14 protein-coding genes and 1 pseudogene are annotated in these 17,433 nt (G+C 58.0%); 7 read left to right on the top strand and 8 right to left on the bottom strand.

The window, feature by feature from the left end; translation table 11 throughout:
- Positions 1 to 56 precede the first annotated feature (56 nt).
- Entirely contained in the window at positions 57 to 830 is a 774-nt protein-coding gene (pdeH, locus tag ACA373_RS17565; protein ID WP_125289307.1) for a cyclic-guanylate-specific phosphodiesterase, read from the bottom strand.
- On the opposite strand from pdeH, the gene ACA373_RS17560 reads away from it, so the two are divergent.
- The 5 genes and pseudogenes from ACA373_RS17560 (at position 807) to ACA373_RS17540 (ending at position 4,258) form a co-directional block, all read left to right on the top strand.
- Entirely contained in the window at positions 807 to 1,040 is a 234-nt protein-coding gene (locus ACA373_RS17560; protein ID WP_301730614.1) for a hypothetical protein, read from the top strand. The genes pdeH and ACA373_RS17560 overlap by 24 nt on opposite strands.
- Complete coding sequence (locus ACA373_RS17555; protein WP_370734892.1) at positions 1,037 to 1,972, top strand: sugar kinase; 936 nt, start codon at positions 1,037 to 1,039, stop codon at positions 1,970 to 1,972. Before ACA373_RS17560 ends, ACA373_RS17555 begins: the two co-directional genes overlap by 4 nt.
- Positions 1,973 to 2,033: 61 nt before the next feature.
- Positions 2,034 to 2,285: pseudogene (locus tag ACA373_RS17550) on the top strand (DUF2778 domain-containing protein); the annotation flags it as partial.
- A gap of 152 nt (positions 2,286 to 2,437) precedes the next feature.
- Positions 2,438 to 2,719 carry a hypothetical protein gene (locus ACA373_RS17545; protein WP_370734891.1) on the top strand — a complete coding sequence of 94 codons (282 nt, stop codon included), beginning with the start codon at positions 2,438 to 2,440 and terminating at the stop codon, positions 2,717 to 2,719.
- A 663-nt stretch (positions 2,720 to 3,382) separates the two neighbouring features.
- Positions 3,383 to 4,258 carry an alpha/beta hydrolase gene (locus ACA373_RS17540; RefSeq protein WP_253456460.1) on the top strand — a complete coding sequence of 292 codons (876 nt, stop codon included), beginning with the start codon at positions 3,383 to 3,385 and terminating at the stop codon, positions 4,256 to 4,258.
- 243 nt (positions 4,259 to 4,501) lie between these two features.
- Here ACA373_RS17540 and ACA373_RS17535 read toward each other — a convergent pair whose 3' ends face one another.
- Positions 4,502 to 6,001, bottom strand: a complete 1,500-nt coding sequence (locus ACA373_RS17535; RefSeq protein WP_253456463.1) for a pitrilysin family protein — start codon at positions 5,999 to 6,001, stop codon at positions 4,502 to 4,504.
- Between the two features lie 227 nt (positions 6,002 to 6,228).
- Entirely contained in the window at positions 6,229 to 7,515 is a 1,287-nt protein-coding gene (locus ACA373_RS17530) for a dicarboxylate/amino acid:cation symporter (RefSeq protein WP_253456466.1), read from the bottom strand.
- A gap of 370 nt (positions 7,516 to 7,885) precedes the next feature.
- Between ACA373_RS17530 and ACA373_RS17525 the strand changes: the two genes are divergently transcribed.
- A complete protein-coding gene (locus ACA373_RS17525) occupies positions 7,886 to 8,233 on the top strand; it encodes a type II toxin-antitoxin system RelE/ParE family toxin (RefSeq protein ID WP_301251494.1) in 348 nt (115 codons plus the stop codon).
- Positions 8,226 to 8,540 (top strand): addiction module antidote protein, encoded by a 315-nt coding sequence (locus tag ACA373_RS17520; protein ID WP_253461162.1) that lies wholly within the window; start codon positions 8,226 to 8,228, stop codon positions 8,538 to 8,540. Before ACA373_RS17525 ends, ACA373_RS17520 begins: the two co-directional genes overlap by 8 nt.
- A gap of 155 nt (positions 8,541 to 8,695) precedes the next feature.
- Here the strand turns inward: ACA373_RS17520 and ACA373_RS17515 are convergent, their stop codons facing one another.
- From ACA373_RS17515 to bcsB, 5 genes are all read right to left on the bottom strand, one after another.
- The gene (locus ACA373_RS17515) at positions 8,696 to 9,124 is read right to left on the bottom strand and encodes a type II toxin-antitoxin system VapC family toxin (protein ID WP_301730610.1); all 429 of its coding nucleotides are present in this window, start codon (positions 9,122 to 9,124) and stop codon (positions 8,696 to 8,698) included.
- Positions 9,121 to 9,375: a type II toxin-antitoxin system prevent-host-death family antitoxin gene (locus ACA373_RS17510; RefSeq protein ID WP_253456475.1), complete on the bottom strand. Its 255-nt coding sequence runs from the start codon at positions 9,373 to 9,375 to the stop codon at positions 9,121 to 9,123. The genes ACA373_RS17515 and ACA373_RS17510 overlap by 4 nt, the downstream gene beginning before the upstream one ends.
- A 141-nt stretch (positions 9,376 to 9,516) precedes the next feature.
- Positions 9,517 to 11,502 (bottom strand): biofilm formation regulator HmsP, encoded by a 1,986-nt coding sequence (gene hmsP / locus ACA373_RS17505; protein WP_253456478.1) that lies wholly within the window; start codon positions 11,500 to 11,502, stop codon positions 9,517 to 9,519.
- 153 nt (positions 11,503 to 11,655) lie between these two features.
- Positions 11,656 to 15,120: a cellulose synthase complex outer membrane protein BcsC gene (gene bcsC / locus ACA373_RS17500; RefSeq protein WP_301251497.1), complete on the bottom strand. Its 3,465-nt coding sequence runs from the start codon at positions 15,118 to 15,120 to the stop codon at positions 11,656 to 11,658.
- Positions 15,120 to 17,432: a cellulose biosynthesis cyclic di-GMP-binding regulatory protein BcsB gene (gene bcsB, locus ACA373_RS17495; RefSeq protein WP_370734890.1), complete on the bottom strand. Its 2,313-nt coding sequence runs from the start codon at positions 17,430 to 17,432 to the stop codon at positions 15,120 to 15,122. The genes bcsC and bcsB overlap by 1 nt, the downstream gene beginning before the upstream one ends.
- Position 17,433: the final 1 nt, after the last annotated feature.

Here is a 17,433-nt window from a genome sequence, read left to right as displayed (position 1 = left end):
TATCTCCTTGTTCGCTTCGTCTCCTGTAAAGATAGACGAGCAGAGAGAAAACGGTATTACGCCAGCTTTAGCGGCAGCGTTTCCAGCCGATCAAACGGCATAGGGTGCGCGAAATAATAGCCCTGCGCCGCGCAGGCGAACGAGTTCTTTACCTGATGCCACTCCTCCAGCGTCTCGACGCCTTCTACAATCACGCCTTTGCAGTAGCGGTTGATCAGCGCCAGCAGCATATTGAACAGGCTGCGGCCCTCTTCCGATTTTCTCAGCAGGATAAACAGCTCACGTGCCAGCTTGATATAGTCATATTTCAGCTCCGATAGCGCAGAAAAATTCGCCATGCCCGAACCGAAATCGTCCAGCCACAGCGGCCCCAGCTCCGGGATCTGTGCGACCAGCGCTTCCTGCGGCAGCACCTGATGTTCCACCAGTTCAAAACGCACCCACGGACAGCGCGCGATAAGCTGGCGAACCAGCGGATTGTGCTGGACGGCCTGTAGCGTCGGGCCGTCAATATTGACCGAGGCCACCATGCCGCCTTCGATAAATTTTGTTTTCCACTTCTCCAGCAGTTCCAGCTGCTCGCGAACAATCAGCATCCGCTCCGTAGCGTCAAGCGCGGCAAAATAGGACTCCGGCGATACTCTCTGGCCCGGCGCGGAAGGATGAAACACCGCAGTGAGCAGCTCAATTGCCATCAGGCTGCCGGTTACCCGGTAGATCGGCTGAAACGTGTAGGTGCGCTGGCATTCTCGCCAGTAAAGACGCTCCTGCTGTTGCTGTTTCACGACAGTTGAGGGAGGAAGCCGGTGTCTGATGTTCTTCAGCACCATATTAAGATCCTTGTTATTTTTGAGGCCGTAATGGGTGGGGCTTCTGCAATCAGTATCGGCATTCGCCTGGATAACTTTATCGCGTTCTTTGCGGCTAAAGGGGCTCGTGAGGCCTGCGCTAAAAAAATAAAACAGCGTTTTAAAATATTGACTGCGGCGGTCAGCACGGCGAAACTGGGGCAAAAAAACGTAGCGAGCGGAATATCATGACCAGGAAAAATATCGCCGTTATCGGCGAATGTATGATTGAGCTGTCCCAAAAAGAACAGGGCCTGTGCCGCGGTTTTGGCGGCGATACGCTGAATACGGCGGTCTATCTTGCCCGTCAGACCAGCCAGCTGGCCGTCCATTACGTCACCGCGCTGGGCACGGATACGTTCAGTAGCGATATGCTGGCGGCCTGGCAACAGGAAAAAGTGCAGACCGGGCTTGTCCAGCGCATGGAGAACAAACTGCCCGGCCTTTACGTGATAGAAACCGACGCCCACGGCGAGCGGACTTTCTATTACTGGCGCAATGATGCGGCCGCGCGCTTCTGGCTGGAAGGCCCGCGCGCCGAGGAAATTTGTCAGCAGCTGGCGCAGTTCGACTATCTCTATCTGAGCGGCATCAGCCTGGCCATCCTGACGCCAGCGGGTCGCGAAAAGCTGATAACGCTGCTGGCGCGCTGCCGCAGCAACGGCGGCAAGGTTATTTTCGACAACAATTATCGTCCCCGGCTGTGGGCTTCCGTTGCAGAGGCGCAGGCCGCTTACCGGTCAATGCTGGCCGTGACCGACATCGCCTTCCTGACGCTGGACGACGAGCATTTGCTGTGGGGCGAAACCGGCGTGGAAGGCGTCATTGCCAGAACGCATGAAGCCGGGGTGTCAGAGGTCGTTATCAAGCGCGGGGCAGAAGCCTGTCTGGTTTCCGTAGCCGGCGAACCGATTGTGGAAGTGCCTGCGCAGGCGCTTCCCGCCAGCCGTATTGTGGACACCACCGCAGCCGGTGACTCGTTTAGCGCCGGCTATCTGGCGGTACGCCTGAACGGCGGCGACGCGGCAGAGGCAGCAAGAAGAGGCCATTTGACGGCCAGCACGGTGATCCAGCATCGCGGCGCGATTATCCCGCTCTCCGCCATGCCTGATGTACTTGCCTGACGCCTGTTCCCCCGCGCCGCAAAACGCGGCGCGGCGGATTTAACAGGCCGGATGCAGGAACGATATCGCGCTTGAATGCCTTAAGTATAAAGGGCCGCTGCCACGCGGCAGATATCACATTGAACGTCCTGAAGCCGTACATCGTTCTGCAGGAAAATATGTTTTACGCCTCACCCCCTTGCCGGGGAACAGCATGTGTCACAGGGATGGGTTTCTTATTCAGGGTGATAATGGCAAAGGAACTGCATCCACAGGCTGTATTGTCTCACTTATAATCGGCAAAAAATTGCGGACAGCAGGGATCAGGAGCTAATCGTACAATGAGAAATAGTCTCTAACAGCGTTATTTATCTTTACACATGGGTTTGCGGGCGCCAGCCTGCCTTGATATAAACAGGAGCAATGGGATCAGTATGATCCGATACCCTGATTGAGGATTCAGGTATCAAGGAGAGCGATATTCTTTTGCAGCAAACTAAACTGACCCTCGTCAGTGCGAATAAAGTGACGCCTGAGCTGGCAGAGCTTCTGGCCAGGAAAAGCTATAATTCAGAAAGCGAACACTTTACCCCGATTGAAAAATACAAGGCAATTTTTCTGCAGAGCAATGCGCAGAATATTATTGTCCAGTATGATTATATTAATCATAACAATAAACACAACATCACTTTAGCGTCACTTCTGATCGATAACGACGAATGCTCCGTGAAGTTTAACGGCTATATTATAGTAAAACGTGAGCTTTAACCGATCACAGCCAGCATCCGCCGGGGAAAAAGCTACACCCTATTATTTCAATTTCGCTCGCTAAACTTTAGCGTTATATTCACGCCTGCATAAGAACGAAATTAACCTCTGGGAATCGGGTGCTGTAGCTCCCTTTAACGCGCTGAGGCAACAGGCAGCAAAGAAGCAAAGAAGCAAACGGGTAACAGGCAACAGCAACAGCAACAGCAACAGCAACAGCAACAGCAACAGCAACAGCAACAGCAACAGCAACAGCAACAGCAACAGGTAACAGGCAGCAAGCACCAAACTAACAAATTACACAGCAGCTGTTTGCGCCTAACGGGCAAATTTAATGATATTTACCCTAAATTTTCCATCTTACCTAAGCCAAATAAAAAGTGGATTATCCAGAAAGCGATGCCAGGTAGCTTTTAAAAACTTAACGGTAATTATTTCCTCTCAATAAAAAACAAACTTCCAGCATTTAATACTACTTATTTCTGCTGTCTTATCGCGACCAGAATACCTGCTAAACTTCCTGGATAAATTCTGAAATAGATGAAATTAAGCGCTGAATAGTGGACGGCTTAGCCCAAAATCGGTGATGCTGAATTTATTACCATAAGGTATTTGAATTTTTAGCTTCGCCTGTATGACCAATAAGGCGGAGCGGGAGCGTTTATGAAAGCCGACATTATCACTATCTGGCCCCACGGCGATGCGCCAGGCGCCAGCGATTCACGCGTTAGCCCACAGATTGTGGATATGGCTAAAGAATATGAGCCTTTCGATCGTGCTGCTTCGGGCGTGCGTTGCCCGGAGCTGGCGTTCTGGTATCCCGAAACCTCCAACGGCGTAACGCTGCTGGTTGCGCCAGGCGGTGGTTTCGAGCGCATTATGATCGACAGAGAGGGCAGCGCGCTGGCGATGTTCTTTACCTCTATGGGCTATACGCTGGCGGTGATGACCTACCGTTTTCCGCAGGACGGCCACCATGAAGCGGCCGAAGCGCCGTTAGCAGACGCCCAGCGCGCCGTGCGCGTCTTGCGCCATCGCGCAGCGCGCGGCCTGAACGGCAAACGGATAGTGATGATGGGTTTTTCAGCCGGAGGCTATGTCGCGGCCAGCGTCGGCACGCGCTTTGACGAAAAGCTTTATCCTGTGCAGGATATCGCCGATTCACTGGCCGCCAGGCCCGATGCGCTGGTGCTGCTCTATCCGGTGATCAGTATGCGTGAAGGACTGGCGCACGCCGGTTCACGGCAGCAATTGCTGGGCGACTGCCCGACCCAGCGCGAAATCGAAGCCTACTCTCTGGAAACCCGCGTAACGGCGCAAACGCCGCAAACGCTGCTGATCCATGCCGTTAATGACGAATCGGTGCCGATTAATAACAGTATGGTGATGTTCAGCGCGCTGCGTGAGCACGGCGTGCCCAGCGAACTGCATTTCTATGAGAAAGGCGGTCACGGCTTCGGCATCCGCAACGTGGCGGATCTGCCGCTTGCCAGCTGGCCGATGCTGGTGAATGAGTGGCTGCGCGCGCGCAAGTGGTAGCGCGCGACCGCGGATAAGAGCGAATCTGGTCTACGCTACGCAGCCTTAATTAAGCGACTGCGCCGGGATTGCCAATCAGGCTTATGCAGCCTGACTGAAAGCGCCTGCGACGAGTGCTAATCTGGCCGCAGCCTGGATGAAAGCGCCTGCGACGAGTTCTAATCTGGCCGCAGCCTGACTGAAATCGCCTGCGGCCGATTGAGCTGAGCCGCAGGACGAAAAAAGAACGGCGCCCCGGGTCGATTAATTCTGCGTGGCGGGGATATCCGACACTTCAGGCCGGGTCTCGTCCACCGCTGACGGAGCGGCTTCAGCGGCAGGCGCAGGCTGCATAATTTTCTGCCAGCCGTCGTAAAGCGCCTGCACGTTGGTTTCCGCCTCGCCCTGCGGCTGCATCAGCAGCATGGTCAGCGGCTGCGAAAGCTGTTGGCGCAGCTCCTGGTTCATCATCTGCAGCGTCAGCTCTGACAGGAACTTCTGCCGCAGCTTCTGGTACTGCTCAGGGGCGATATCCACCACCGCATTCTGCTGCGAGCGCAGGCGCTGGCTCATCAGCACGTCCGTATTGGTGCGCGCGTAGGTCGCAAACAGCTTGTTCAGCTCGACGGTTTTCTGCGCCATCAGCGCGTCGAACTCTTCCTGCGGCAGACCGTTATCGCGAATATTCGCCATCTCATGCGCGATCAGGTTCAGATTAGGGGCCAGCGTGTTGTTGTCCGCGTCCAGATTAATCCCGCACTGAGCGCGCTGATAAAGTACCCGACAGTCAAAGCCGACCTGCACTTTCTGCGCTTTATTGTCGCTCAGTACGCGCTGTACGTGCCAGAAAAGCGCCTCGCGCGCCAGATCGCTCTGCCAGTAGCGCTGCAGATTTTGCGAATCGCGGATCGGCTGCCATGGGTTATCCCACACCAGCGACAGGCGATCCTGGTTCAGTTTAGCGTTGACCAGATTGACAGGCTCCTGCGGCAGGGAAGAGAGCGTCGGCACCGGCGCGGGCGTCTCACGTTTGCCCTGTAGCGGCGCAAAAGTGCGGTTAATCTGTTCCACCAGGCCACGGCTTTCCACGTTGCCGACCACGAACAGCGTCATGGCGTCCGGCGTATACCATTGTTTGTAGAAAGCGTTCAGCTTTGCCATATCCACCGGCGTGCTGACCGGCGAAGCGGGATCGTGGCCTAACAGCGCGGAGCCTTTCAGCCGGTAGCGCCACCAGGGATCCTGCGGGTCGGCAGGCCAGGTAGCGATAGGATCGTCGGCGTTCAGCGCGGTATTAACGGTCTGCTCGTTGACCGTCATATCGCTGACCGTAGCCGCCAGCCAGTTCATCGCTTCTTTCAGCACTTCAGGGCGGTTGTTAGGCAGGCTAAGCGAATAAAGCGTGAAGTCATACGAGGTCACTGCAGGCGGCTGAGGGCGATCCGGATTCATGCTTTGCTGCCACAGCGAGCGCTGCTGCGCGGTGTCCAGCCTGGCGTTATGCACCAGCGCCAGGCGCGGCAGCAGATGACTGTAGCCTGCCTGCTGGGTGCTTTCCACCAGCGACCCGGCATCAACCATCAGGCGGACTTCCACGCGGTCGCTGGGACGCTGCGGCGTGGTCAGCACCTGCCAACGAAAACCGTTCTCCAGTTTTCCCTGCTGCCAGGCGGGATCGGGTTGAAGAGTTTCAGCCTGCACCGAACTGCTGGCGAAGGCCAGCGCTATCCCACCCACTAAAAGACGAATTGTGGTGCCCTGCATGTGAACCCCTACTCAATCACAAACCAATAAAATCGCTGGTGGCCTACGGCTATCGGTGGAAAGGATAACTCAGGGAAGCCGACGAATAGCTTCTTAGACCACGCGACGGCGGGGATGTCCCACCGCAAAGTGAAAAATAGTCAAACAATGGGGGTTATTATGCAAATGCCCGACGTGAGGGCAAGTCACGTCGGGCATTTCGGCGGGATATTTATGTTATTAACTGCTTACAGGCGGGTTTCCGACAGTTTTTTCGACTTTTTCGGTGCGTTAAGCGTCGCTTTCAGCTGTTTTTCATCCAGCTGGTCAACCCACTTCGCGACCACCACCGTTGCCACGCCGTTGCCGATAAGGTTGGTCAGCGCGCGCGCTTCAGACATAAAGCGGTCGATGCCCAGAATCAGCGCCAGGCCCGCGACCGGCAGATGACCGACGGCGGAAAGCGTGGCGGCCAGCACGATAAAGCCGCTGCCCGTCACGCCAGCCGCGCCTTTTGAAGAGAGCAGCAGCACCACCAGCAGCGTGATTTGGTGGACAATATCCATATGCGCGTTGGTCGCCTGAGCGATAAACACGGCGGCCATCGTCAGGTAAATTGAGGTGCCGTCCAGGTTAAAGGAGTAGCCCGTTGGGATCACCAGGCCCACCACCGATTTTTTGCAGCCCAGCTTTTCCATCTTATCCAGCATCCGCGGCAGCGCAGATTCGGAAGAGGAGGTACCCAGCACGATCAGCAGTTCTTCTTTGATATAGGCGATAAACTTAAAGATGTTGAAGCCGGTAACCCGTGCGATCAGGCCCAGCACGATCACCACAAACAGCACGCAGGTAATATAGAAACAGATAATCAGCTGGCCGAGCTGCACCAGCGATCCCACGCCATATTTACCGATAGTAAAGGCCATTGCCCCGAAGGCACCGATCGGCGCAAGGCGCATAATCATATTGATAATGCCAAAAATAACCTTCGAGAAGCTGTCGATAAAGTTAAAGACCAGCGTGCCTTTGTCGCCCATGCGGTGCAGCGCAAAACCAAACAGAATGGCGAACAGCAGCACCTGCAGAATATTGCCGCTGGCGAAAGCGCCGATAACGCTGCCGGGGATAATATCCAGTAAAAAGGCCACGATGCCCTGCTGTTCCGCCTGCTGCGCATAAACGGCGACGGCTTTGGCATCCAGCGTGGCGGGATCGACGTTCATCCCTGCGCCCGGTTGCAGCACGTTCACCACGATCAGGCCGATAATCAGCGCGATGGTGCTGACCACTTCAAAATAAAGCAGCGCGACCGCACCCGTACGGCCGACGGCTTTCATGCTTTCCATCCCGGCGATCCCTGTCACCACGGTACAGAAAATCACCGGCGCGATAATCATCTTGATCAGCTTAACGAAAGCGTCGCCCAGCGGCTTCATCTGCGCGCCCAGCTCCGGATAAAAATGCCCCAGCAGTACGCCGACGGCGATGGCGGTTAGCACTTGAAAATAAAGGCTTTTAAACAGGGAAGTTTTCATAAAATATCCGTTAACGGCCTGGATGGCGGGTGACGTGGCTATGGTTATTTTGACAACAGGCCAAAAATAACACTGCGTTAACTGGATTGATATAATCTGATAAACATTGCGCGAACGGAGGCGTGATTTTAAGAGCTGAATCACTTCAGCAGCGGTGAAATGGGGTTTCGGGCAGGCGGTTTTCTCAAAAAAAACACTGTGCATGTAATAATAATGTATCCATTCAGTCGTTCCTTAACGCTGCTGCAACGAAGATAGTGAACCCTACGGATACGCCATTCAGGGCAAGAAATTTTATTAAACACCTTGCTCACCTGTCTTATATAAAAGACAATTAACACACAAGGGAAAGCGTGGAGGATGCCGGGAGATGGCATACAAGATTAGTCGTTATCAGGACAGGAAAGGCAATGTTCCTTTTGCAACATGGATGACGACGCTACGTAAAAAACAGCGGGAAGCGGCCGCCAGGATCGATAATCAGATCGATCGCGCCGCTGCCGGGAATTTTGGTGACCATAAATTCGTGCGCGATGGGGTTTGGGAAATGCGCATTAACCACGGGCCGGGTTATCGTGTTTATTACGCTATAGAAGGAAAAACCGTCATTCTTCTTTTTTACGGTGGCGATAAAAACAGCCAACCTGCTGATATCGCTAAAGCCATTTCTTATTTACACGATTACAATGCGAGGAAAGATTGTGACAACCATTCATAAAACAGCTAAAAACTTTCCGCCTACGGTCGATCATGATGCCGCAACGATTGCAGAGCTGAAAGCCGATCCGACTTACGCCGAAACCTACCTACAAATTGCGCTGGAAAATATTTATGAGGATGGCGGTATCGCTGCCTTTTTAACGGCGTTACGCCGCGTGGTAGAAGCTCGCGGAGGGATTAGCGAGATCGCGAAAAGATCAGGGCTTTCTCGCCAGCAGCTTTACAAAACGCTGTCGGCAACCGGAAACCCGACCCTGACCACGCTGACAGCAATCACCCGCGCTGCGGGCGTCAGGCTCAGCTAGTCCCGCAACAGATTGAGCAACCTGCGGCCCTTAAAAATAGAGGCGCTCGAACTCCGCGATCGGTAACGATTTAAACTGACTCAGCCTATGCCGAGATCATTCAGCAGTGAATACCGGCATAAAAGTACGTGAGGGCTTTGTTAAAACCTGAGTGACTATTTTTGCCAGCACCAGGGGTTAAGCAGCATCACGCCCAGCCCGGCAAAGTCTTTAACGTTACGGGTGACGAGCGTCATATTGTGGCAGTAAGCGATAGCGGCAATCATGGCATCATTGGCAGGACGTCGGTCGGGTATATGTAGCCCCGCGCAATAAACGGCGGCTGCCGTGTCAAAAGGCAAAATACGATCTTTAAATTCCGGCATCACCAGGCGTGTAAACCAGCCGCGCAATATCTTTTCCTGGCGAGGATCTTTACGGGCAAGATTAAGAATGCCCTTTTCAATTTCCATCACGGTAATAGCCGAGATAAACATATCTCCTGCATCGACAGTGTCAGTCCAACACGCCACCGCAGGATCTATTTTTGGCGTCCGTGCCTTACGAAGCTCAGAAACCACATTGGTATCAAGCAAATATCTCATGAGAAATCCACGTCCCTGAATACGATATTTTCACGTTCTGGCTCGAAGTCCATCTCCGCCGCCTCAGGCATGGCAAGCGCATCCTGAATATTACGGCTTGAGCCGGTCAATCTTTTATAGTCTTCAAAAGTCAGCAGTACGTGGGCAGGCTTACCGCGATCCGTAATGTAAACCGGCCCGGCTTCTGCGGCCCGTCTGGCGGCCGAAACGGCCTGATTGAACGCCCGGCTGGACATTGTGGTGACAGACATATTGCCTCCCATCGGCGGATGATGTAGAAACGTAACTACATTTTACGCCTGGCGTGCAATATTTCAACCATCGACTTTTGCTTCCGCCAGGCCGGGATCAAAGGCGTGCCGGTTGTTTCTTTCAGTCACAAAAGCCCGCCCTTAAAAATAGAGGCGCTCGAACTCCGCGATGGGCAACGCGCCAGCGTAGAGATAGCCCTGCCCGATATGAATGCCGCGCGCCAGCAGCCAGTCGCGCTGCTCAACGGTTTCCACGCCTTCGGCAATCACTTCCAGCTGCATGATCTCTGCGATAGCCGCCACGATACGCACCATGGCGTTCTCTTCCGGCAGCGGGCTGACGAAGCTGCGATCCATCTTCAGCTTGCTGACCGGCAGCGACTTAAACTGACTTAGCCAGTTTAAATTGGCGTAGCCCATGCCAAAATCGTCCAGCGCGACAGCGACGCCCGCCTGCTGCAAATCGTTAAGCAGCCGCAGCGCCAACGCTGGTTCACCGACCTGTGCCGTTTCGGTAAGCTCCAGCATCAGGCTGCCTGGCGCAATCTGATACTGTTGGATCAGCGTTTGCAGATGCGCCACCCTGTCCGGTTCGCGCAGCTGCACGGCGGAAATATTCACGCTGAGCGGCAGCGTGATGCCGCGTTTTTGCCAGCCAGCCAGCACGCGACAAGCCTCTTCAAATACCCAGCGGCCCAGCGCGTGGATCACGCCGGATTCTTCCGCGCTGACGATCAGGTCTTCCGGCAGGCTCCAGCTGCCGTCCGGCTGACGCATACGCAGCAGCACCTCTGCGCCGACCGGCTGGCCGCTGCGCATATCAATCTGCGGCTGCAGGAACAGCGCGAACTGCCCGTCGCTCAGCCCCTGCAAAATATCGTGCTCCTGCGTCAGCCGCTTATGCGCCCGTTCGGTCATGGTGGCATCGAAAAAGAGGATCTGATTTTTCCCTTCAAGGCGAGCCGACATCATGGCCGACGCCGCCCGGCTCAGCAGCTCCGTCGCGCTCAGATGAGCGTCTTCCCGCGTCGCCATACCGATGCTGAGGCTGGGCCGGATCTGCATCTCATGCAGCATAACAGGCTGGGTCAGGCGCAGCAGCAGCAGCCGGGCCATGCGCATAGCGCGGACAGGCGTAGCGCGTTTCATCAGCAGCACAAAATCGCTGTCCGACAGCTGGCCGGTCAGCGTCTGCCCGTCGATGCAGTTGCGAATTTTATCCAGCAGCGTCAGCGTCAGCGCGTCGCGCTGCTCGTCCGCCACCACGCCGTTCGCTTCCTGTAGCGTCTCGATGCGCAGCACCATCAGCGTGAAGCCGTCTTTATCCGCTATTGCGTTGATGTGCTGCTCAAGCAGCGCCAGGAACAGCGTCTGATTGGGCAGATTGGTCAGCGCAACGCGCGTAGTCAAACGACGCATCTCATCGTGCACCGTCTCGATAACTTGCTGATTGTGGTTATAACTGCGGATCAGCATGCCCAGCTCGTCGTCGCGATGGCGGGCGGGCAGCGCCAGCTGATGGCCGATCGCCTCCTGCGGCGGCAGATCGTGCAGCTCGGCGGCGATCCTGCGCAGCGGCCTGACGATCAGTTTATTAATGCACCAGCTGATAGCGACCGACAGGATCAGCGCCAGCAGCAGGTAGGTCGTCACCATGGTGGAGAGCGCGCTGAGGATAAACTGATAAACGCGCCAGGAGTCCGCCTGCAACACCAGCAGCGCCAGCGGCTTGGGGTTGGAAGGCCCCACCGAATAGAGCGGCACCGTGATTTGCACCGGCAGTTCAAAAATAGTGGCGATAAGCTTCGGCACCGGCTTCGTCGGTTCAAAATCGGTGTGCAGCGTCTGTAGCCCGTTGGGCAACACGACTTCGGCGCGCGCCAGAATACCGGCGGGCTTAAGGGAATTAAGAATACGTTCAGCCTGGCCGATATCCGCCTTCAGCACCGACTGCGACAGCGGCTGGCGCACGGTATGCGCGACGTTTTCCATCTGCTGGGCATAGTCAATCCTGCGCTGCTGCACAAAATGGAAAAGTTGAATGACGATAAAAATCAGGATGGTGACCACCGCGACGCCGGATACCGTCGCCATCTGTTTTATCGTTAACGAACGACTAACGCGCAAGCCTGTTCTCCGCAAAGCTGACTGCCGCCAAAGCGGGCGGCAAAAACAGCCCTGAGTATATCCTATGACAGGCGCTTGTTAAGTTATCCCTTGCAGCCAGGGGTCGATTAGGTGTTTTCCGACAGGAAATCGGCGCTCGGACAACACAGATCGCTATTTAAAGTCCGCATAAGGCGTCAGCGGCTGCGACGGCATATCGAGATCGCCTTCCCAACCCGCCATGGAATAGCGCAGATAAATCATGCCGTGGCTGGGCGTATAGTCCTCCGCCTGCTGAATATCCATTCCCAGGCCCAGCGTCCAGTGCGCGCTTAACCGACGCTCTACCGCCGCCTGCAGCGTATAGCCAAAGCCACTGCTACTGCTGCTGGTGCCCTGCGGATTATCGCTGGTCAGCGCGCCGAAACTTAACGGATAGCGCGACTGCGCGTGGGTGCGGGAGTGGGACCAGGAAACCGAACCGCCCACGTCGAACGACCAGTTTTCCGTGCGCTGACGGTAATTGAGCGGCACCGACAGCGAGTTATAGGTTTGCGGGCTGTAGTAGCCGCCCTGGCCGAGCGAATAGTCGCTTAAGTCGCGGGTGTAGTGCCATAACATGCCGTTCAGGCCAATAGTCGCCCGTCGGTTGTCCTCGTTGAGCAGCTTATAGTAGTAGCCGACCATCAGCCGTTCACGGGCGTTGTCCTTAACGTTTTCACCGGTGATCTGATGGGCGCTGATATCGGCCCAGACGCCGTGCGCGCCGCCTTTGTCGTAGCTCAGGCCCACCGCGCCGCCGGTGGCGACCACGCCGCCCCAGGTTTTGCCGCTGGCGGTATTGGGATCGCGCGCGCCCGCGTAGGCCAGCAGCGAGCTGGAAATGGGACGGCGGGAGGCGGTGAGCGACACGCCAAGATCGCTCAGGCTGGTGTTCCAGGTGAAGCCGCCAACCCAGTTGGTTACCTCAAAGCCCAGCGGCGTGGTGCCGATATCCGCCGACCATTTGTCGCTGTTGTAGCCGACGCCAACGCTGGTGCCGTTCTGATGCTGGCGGAAATCCCGGTTGCAGGTTGCGTCAGCGTTGGCGCAGGTGCCGAAATTTTCATCAATATTGCCGAGGCTGTTGGGCGAGAAGGTGCCCGCTGAAATATCCACATTATCCAGCCGCAGCCAGCCTTTGCCCTGGCCGAACGGCGTTTCCGCCTGCGCCATAGTGGTGTGCGCGGTGAAATCGGATACGCCGCCGGTGCCTTTATTTCTGGCGTAATCCTCCGCCAGCGTCAGCGTGGTGTCCTGCTGGCGCGCCAGATCGGCCGCTTCGCTGCGGATGCCGCGCTTCAGCCAGTCATCCTGCTCGTTATTGCGCGTCAGCCGCGTATAGTCTTCGGTGCTTTGCGGCGCCGTCGTAGCGATGCCGCTGGCGACCATCGCCTGACGATAATCATACTGCGCGGCGGCAGGATCGTTCTGCGCCGCTTCCAGCCTTGCCGCATCGCGAAACACCAGCGCGCTGCTTTGTGAAGGCATCTCCTGCGCCGCCTTTGGCTTGAGCAGGCCATACAGCGTGGCGGCGCGGGCGGTATCGCCGACGCTTTGCGCCGCGTTCGCCACCCGCCGTCCGGTATTGACGCTGGCTTCCGCTACGGCCGACGGTAAAGCCTGCAACTGCTGTTTGGCGGCGGGCAGATCCCCTAACGCCACCAGCGCTTCGATTTCGCCCAGCCGCGCGTCGTTATTCTGCGGCTCTTTCTCGCCGACGTCGCGATAGCGCGTCAGCGCCTGCTGCGCATCGCCGCGCGCCAGCGCCCAGTCCGCCTCGGTCAGCGCAATGCGGCTGGAAGGCGGCAGCTGGCCCAGCAGGGCAACGGCCTGGCTTTCCTGGCCGTTGGCGCGCAGCTCTTCGGCGCGGGCAATAACCCTGTCCGTTTCCAGCCGATCGTTCAGCGCCTTAATGTTCGCGTCCCATTTTGCGGCGGGCAAAGCCTGAAGCTGCCGCATCGCCTCCTCTGCGCGATCGCTGCCGGAAAGATAGAGCGCGTAAGCATAGGCCTGCGTCGGCACGCCGGGCTGGCGCTGCGCCATTGCCGCCATCTGCCGATCCGCCGCCTGAGGCTGGCCCGCCTGACGCAGCGCGCCCGCCAGCCGATAGTTCAGCCAGATATCATCCGGTGCGCCCTGCTGCGCCTGGCGATACTGTTCCGCCGCCTCTGCCCAGCGCCCGGCCGCCGCCTGTTTATCGCCTTCCGCACTCAGCGTGCTGCTGCGCAGGCTGGCGAGCGTCGCGCCAAGCGAGCGCTTCTGCGCCGCAGGCAGGCCGTTGATAAAGGCCAGCGCCTTTTCCGGCGACTGCTGTTGATAGAGCGTGACCAGCCGCTGCGTCGCCGTGGCGTTGTCCGGATCAAGCTGGCGCGCGCGGCGGAAAAGCGCCTCGGCGGCGTCGGCATTTTTCTGCGCCACCGCCACATCGCCCAGGCCAATCAGCGCGTAGCCGTCGGTGTTGTCCAGAGCTTGCGCCTGCTGATAGCTCCGCGTCGCGCCGCGAACGTCGCCTGCCGCCAGCGCTTTGTCGCCTGCGGCAATCGCCAGCCAGTAGCGGTTGGATTGCAGCAGGCTTTGCCACTTACCGATGTCCGTGCCCTGCGCATCTGCCGCCACGGCGCGCTGAAAATAGCCGTCCGCTTCTTCACGTTTGTTAGCGCGCGACAGCGCCTGACCCATCGCGCCCAGCAGATCGGGATCGTTGGGGCTGGCCTGTAGCGCCGCCCGCAGCGCCGGGATCGCCGCCGTGCTTTCGCCTTTATCGATCAGGGCCAGTCCGCGCAGCCGCTGTTGATAGGCGGGATCCGCCAGCATTTGCTCCTGCCGCGCCAGCTCAAGCTGGCCGTCCGCCTGCGGTTTATCGCTGGTAAAGGTGCGCAGATAGGTTTGCAGCTGCGCCACGGTCTGCGAGGTGACCGGCTGCGACCTGATATCGTTCAGCCACAGCTCGGCGGCCTGCGTCCTTCCCGCCGGTTCATTGGCGACCTCCTGTAGCTGCTTAATCGCGGCCGCGCGGTTGTCGCCAAGCTGCATCTGCGCAATCGCCATTTTGACATTGACGTTGCCCGGCGCGTCCCGATCCAGCGCCTCCAGCTGCGTTAAGGCCAGCGGCTGCTGCTCGGGCAGGCGAGCCACCAGCCGCCAGTATTCCAGCGCGAGATCGCTGGAAGGAAACACGCCGTGGAACAGCTTGTCCCAGGCCGCTCGCGCCTCGGGAAGATGGCCGGAAGCCGCCAGCAGTCTGGCCTGCTGCAGCTGCTGCCGTCCTTCTTCGGCAACCAGCAACAGGCTCGCTTCGGCCTGGCGAGTGGCTACCGCGTCGGGGGCGATTGTTTTCAGTCGCGTCAGCCTTTCCCGCGCCCGATCCTGCTGGCCCGAGCGCAAATCCTGACGGATCTGCGCCGCCAGTACCTGCGGATTGTCCGGCGCAATCTTTTCCAGCCGATAAAGCGACTGGCTGACCAGATCGAACTTGTTGGTCGCTTCGCCGACGCGCACCTGCTGTAGCAGCCAGTCAACGGGCGAAACTTGCGCCGTCTCGGCCGCCATGCCGCTCAGCGGCAGCAGCAGCGCGGGTGCCAGCCAGTGCGGGTTCATTACAGATCGTCCTCATCGCCTAAGCGACGGCGGCTGATGCTGCGCATTAAACGCCACAGCAGCAGCGCGAACAGGATCACCACCACGGCGGCAAACGCGGCCAGCATAATCGGATGCGTGGCCAGCGCGTTCCAGACGCGCTCCCACCACGGCAGATGGCCGATATACCAGGTGTCGCCCACGCGCAGGCTGTTCACGCCGGATTCCCGGATCACCGAGGCCGAGCCGAAAATCGCCGCGCGTTTACCGCTGTCGATCAGCGCGCCGTTCAGCAGCTGCCAGGCGCGAGGACTGTCCGCCAGCAGCGCCACCACGCTTCGCTGGTCGTTGAAAGGCGATTTAAAGCTGACGATCGCCGCCATCGGCCCGCTGGAGCTGATGGTCGTCTGGCTTTCCGCGTACATGTCGTCAGTCGACAAAGGCCGCGTGGAAAAGTCGTTCTGGCGATTAGGCTTGTTGACCCAGCTTTTCGCCGCATCCACCAGCAGGTTGATTTTGCTGTCGTCCTTCAACGTCTGCGGGATTTCGCCAATCATCAGCAGATCGTCATCCTGCTCTTGCGCCTTGCTCCAGTCGTCGGTCATTTTCACTTTCAGCGCCGGATAGCCGGTCTGCGCAGAAATATTGCCCAGCGCGTTCAGCAGCGCGCTGACCTTGTCCGCCTCTGGCCGCGCGTTAACCAGCACCAGCGTTTGTGCCAGGTCGGCATTGCGGCTGAAAGGGAAACCCGCGTTGGCGAAGGCACGCAGCGACGGCATCTGTATATAGTGGCGGTAGCCGGAGAAATCGATAGTGGAGTTATCATCAATCACCACGTGATTGGACACCGGGGTAACGGTGGCGCAGCGGCTCTCTTTCGTGGCGCTGTTATAGGTACCGCCGTAAAAGAGGCTGGCGTAATCGAAGTCGAAGCGCAGCTGGTTTACCACGCCCAGGCGCAGCGCCGGAATGGTCAACTGGGTGCTGCTGTCGGTCAGACCCTGCACCAGCGGGATGCGCAGCAGCTGTCTGCCGTTGTCGTGCTTGCCCGACAGCGGATAATCCTGCACGAACTGGTTGTTCAGGTTAACCGCCAGCCGGGAGCCGTCTTCCTGCATCGGCGTGGTGTAGCGATAGGTGATATTCATATCGATGCCGCGCGCGCGCACCAGGAAGAGATCCGGCGGCAGTTTCAGCGTCAGCGCAATGGGATTCGGCTGTAGGCCGTCGCTCTGTAGCTGGTTGGCATACTGTTGCAGCTCGCCAAAGGTGGTCGGCCTGTCGGTGCGCACCCAGTTCGGCGCGTCATACGGCTTGCGGGGCATCAGCTCTTTCACCTCGTCCACCGTTGCGCTTTGCCCGCGCAGCAGCACCTCGCCCTGCGCAATCCCCTGCACCGCCTTCAGCAGATCGTTATCGTCGCGTCCCATCACCAGCAGCATTTTCTCCCAGGGATTTTGCGGCTGATTGACGATGGCGATGGTCGGCTTATCCACCGGCGGCAGCGTTTTTAAAAAGTCCGGCCGCTGGTCGTTGGTGGCAAACACCACCGCGTGCTGCTGCTCCGGCAGCTGGTTATAGAGCACCGGAAACGACTGCCCGCGCCAGTCCGCTTTGGTGCCGAACCAGGAAGCCAGCACGGCGGCGGCTTTTTGCTGCCCCAGGCCCGGCGCGCCGGCAAAGACCATCGGCAGGATCAGCGGACGGTTATCGCGCGAATCAAAAAACGGCTCCGGGAAATGCGAGAGATCGTCCTGCAGCGGCAGCTTTTGCAGTGTCAGCGCCAGCGAGCTTTCCTTGCCGATATCCAGCCAGACGGCGCTGTTAGCGGGGTTTTCGCACATATTGGCGTAGTGGCCGACCAGCTCCAGCCGGACGCGGTTAAAGTCGCTGATAAAACGCGGATCCAGCGGCAGCTGGATCTGGCTGGTTTTGCCTGCCTGATCCTGCGCGATCGGCACCAGTCCGACCATTTCATCGTTCAGATAGACCTTAAGATGCGAAACCACAGGCAGCAGCGCAGGCGAAGGGCGATAGCTGAGCGTCAGCAGCGCTTTGGTCACCAGCTCGTCGCTGCGCACGCCGAATTCAATCTGCCCCTGGGTTCGGGTGCCGGTCAGCGTGAAAACGCCCGGCGGCGGCGCGATCTGGGCAAAAGTGCGCGTCACGTCGCGTACCGGCGCGGCGGGATCGACAGCGACCGGCGCGGCAGGATCGGCTGCGGCAGGCGCGTCCGTAGCGGTCATCGGCAGCGGCGCAGAGTCGGGCGCCGCCCAGGTCAGCGGCATAACGCCCATCAGAACAGCAGTGAACCAGCGTAGTTTTCTCGTCATC

Origin of the sequence: Erwinia sp. STN24 (assembly GCF_041320675.1) — a bacterium.
GTDB lineage: Bacteria > Pseudomonadota > Gammaproteobacteria > Enterobacterales > Enterobacteriaceae > Erwinia > Erwinia aeris.
The sequence above is the reverse complement of the archived record's forward strand: the minus strand, read 5'-3'. Positions and strand labels throughout refer to the sequence as shown.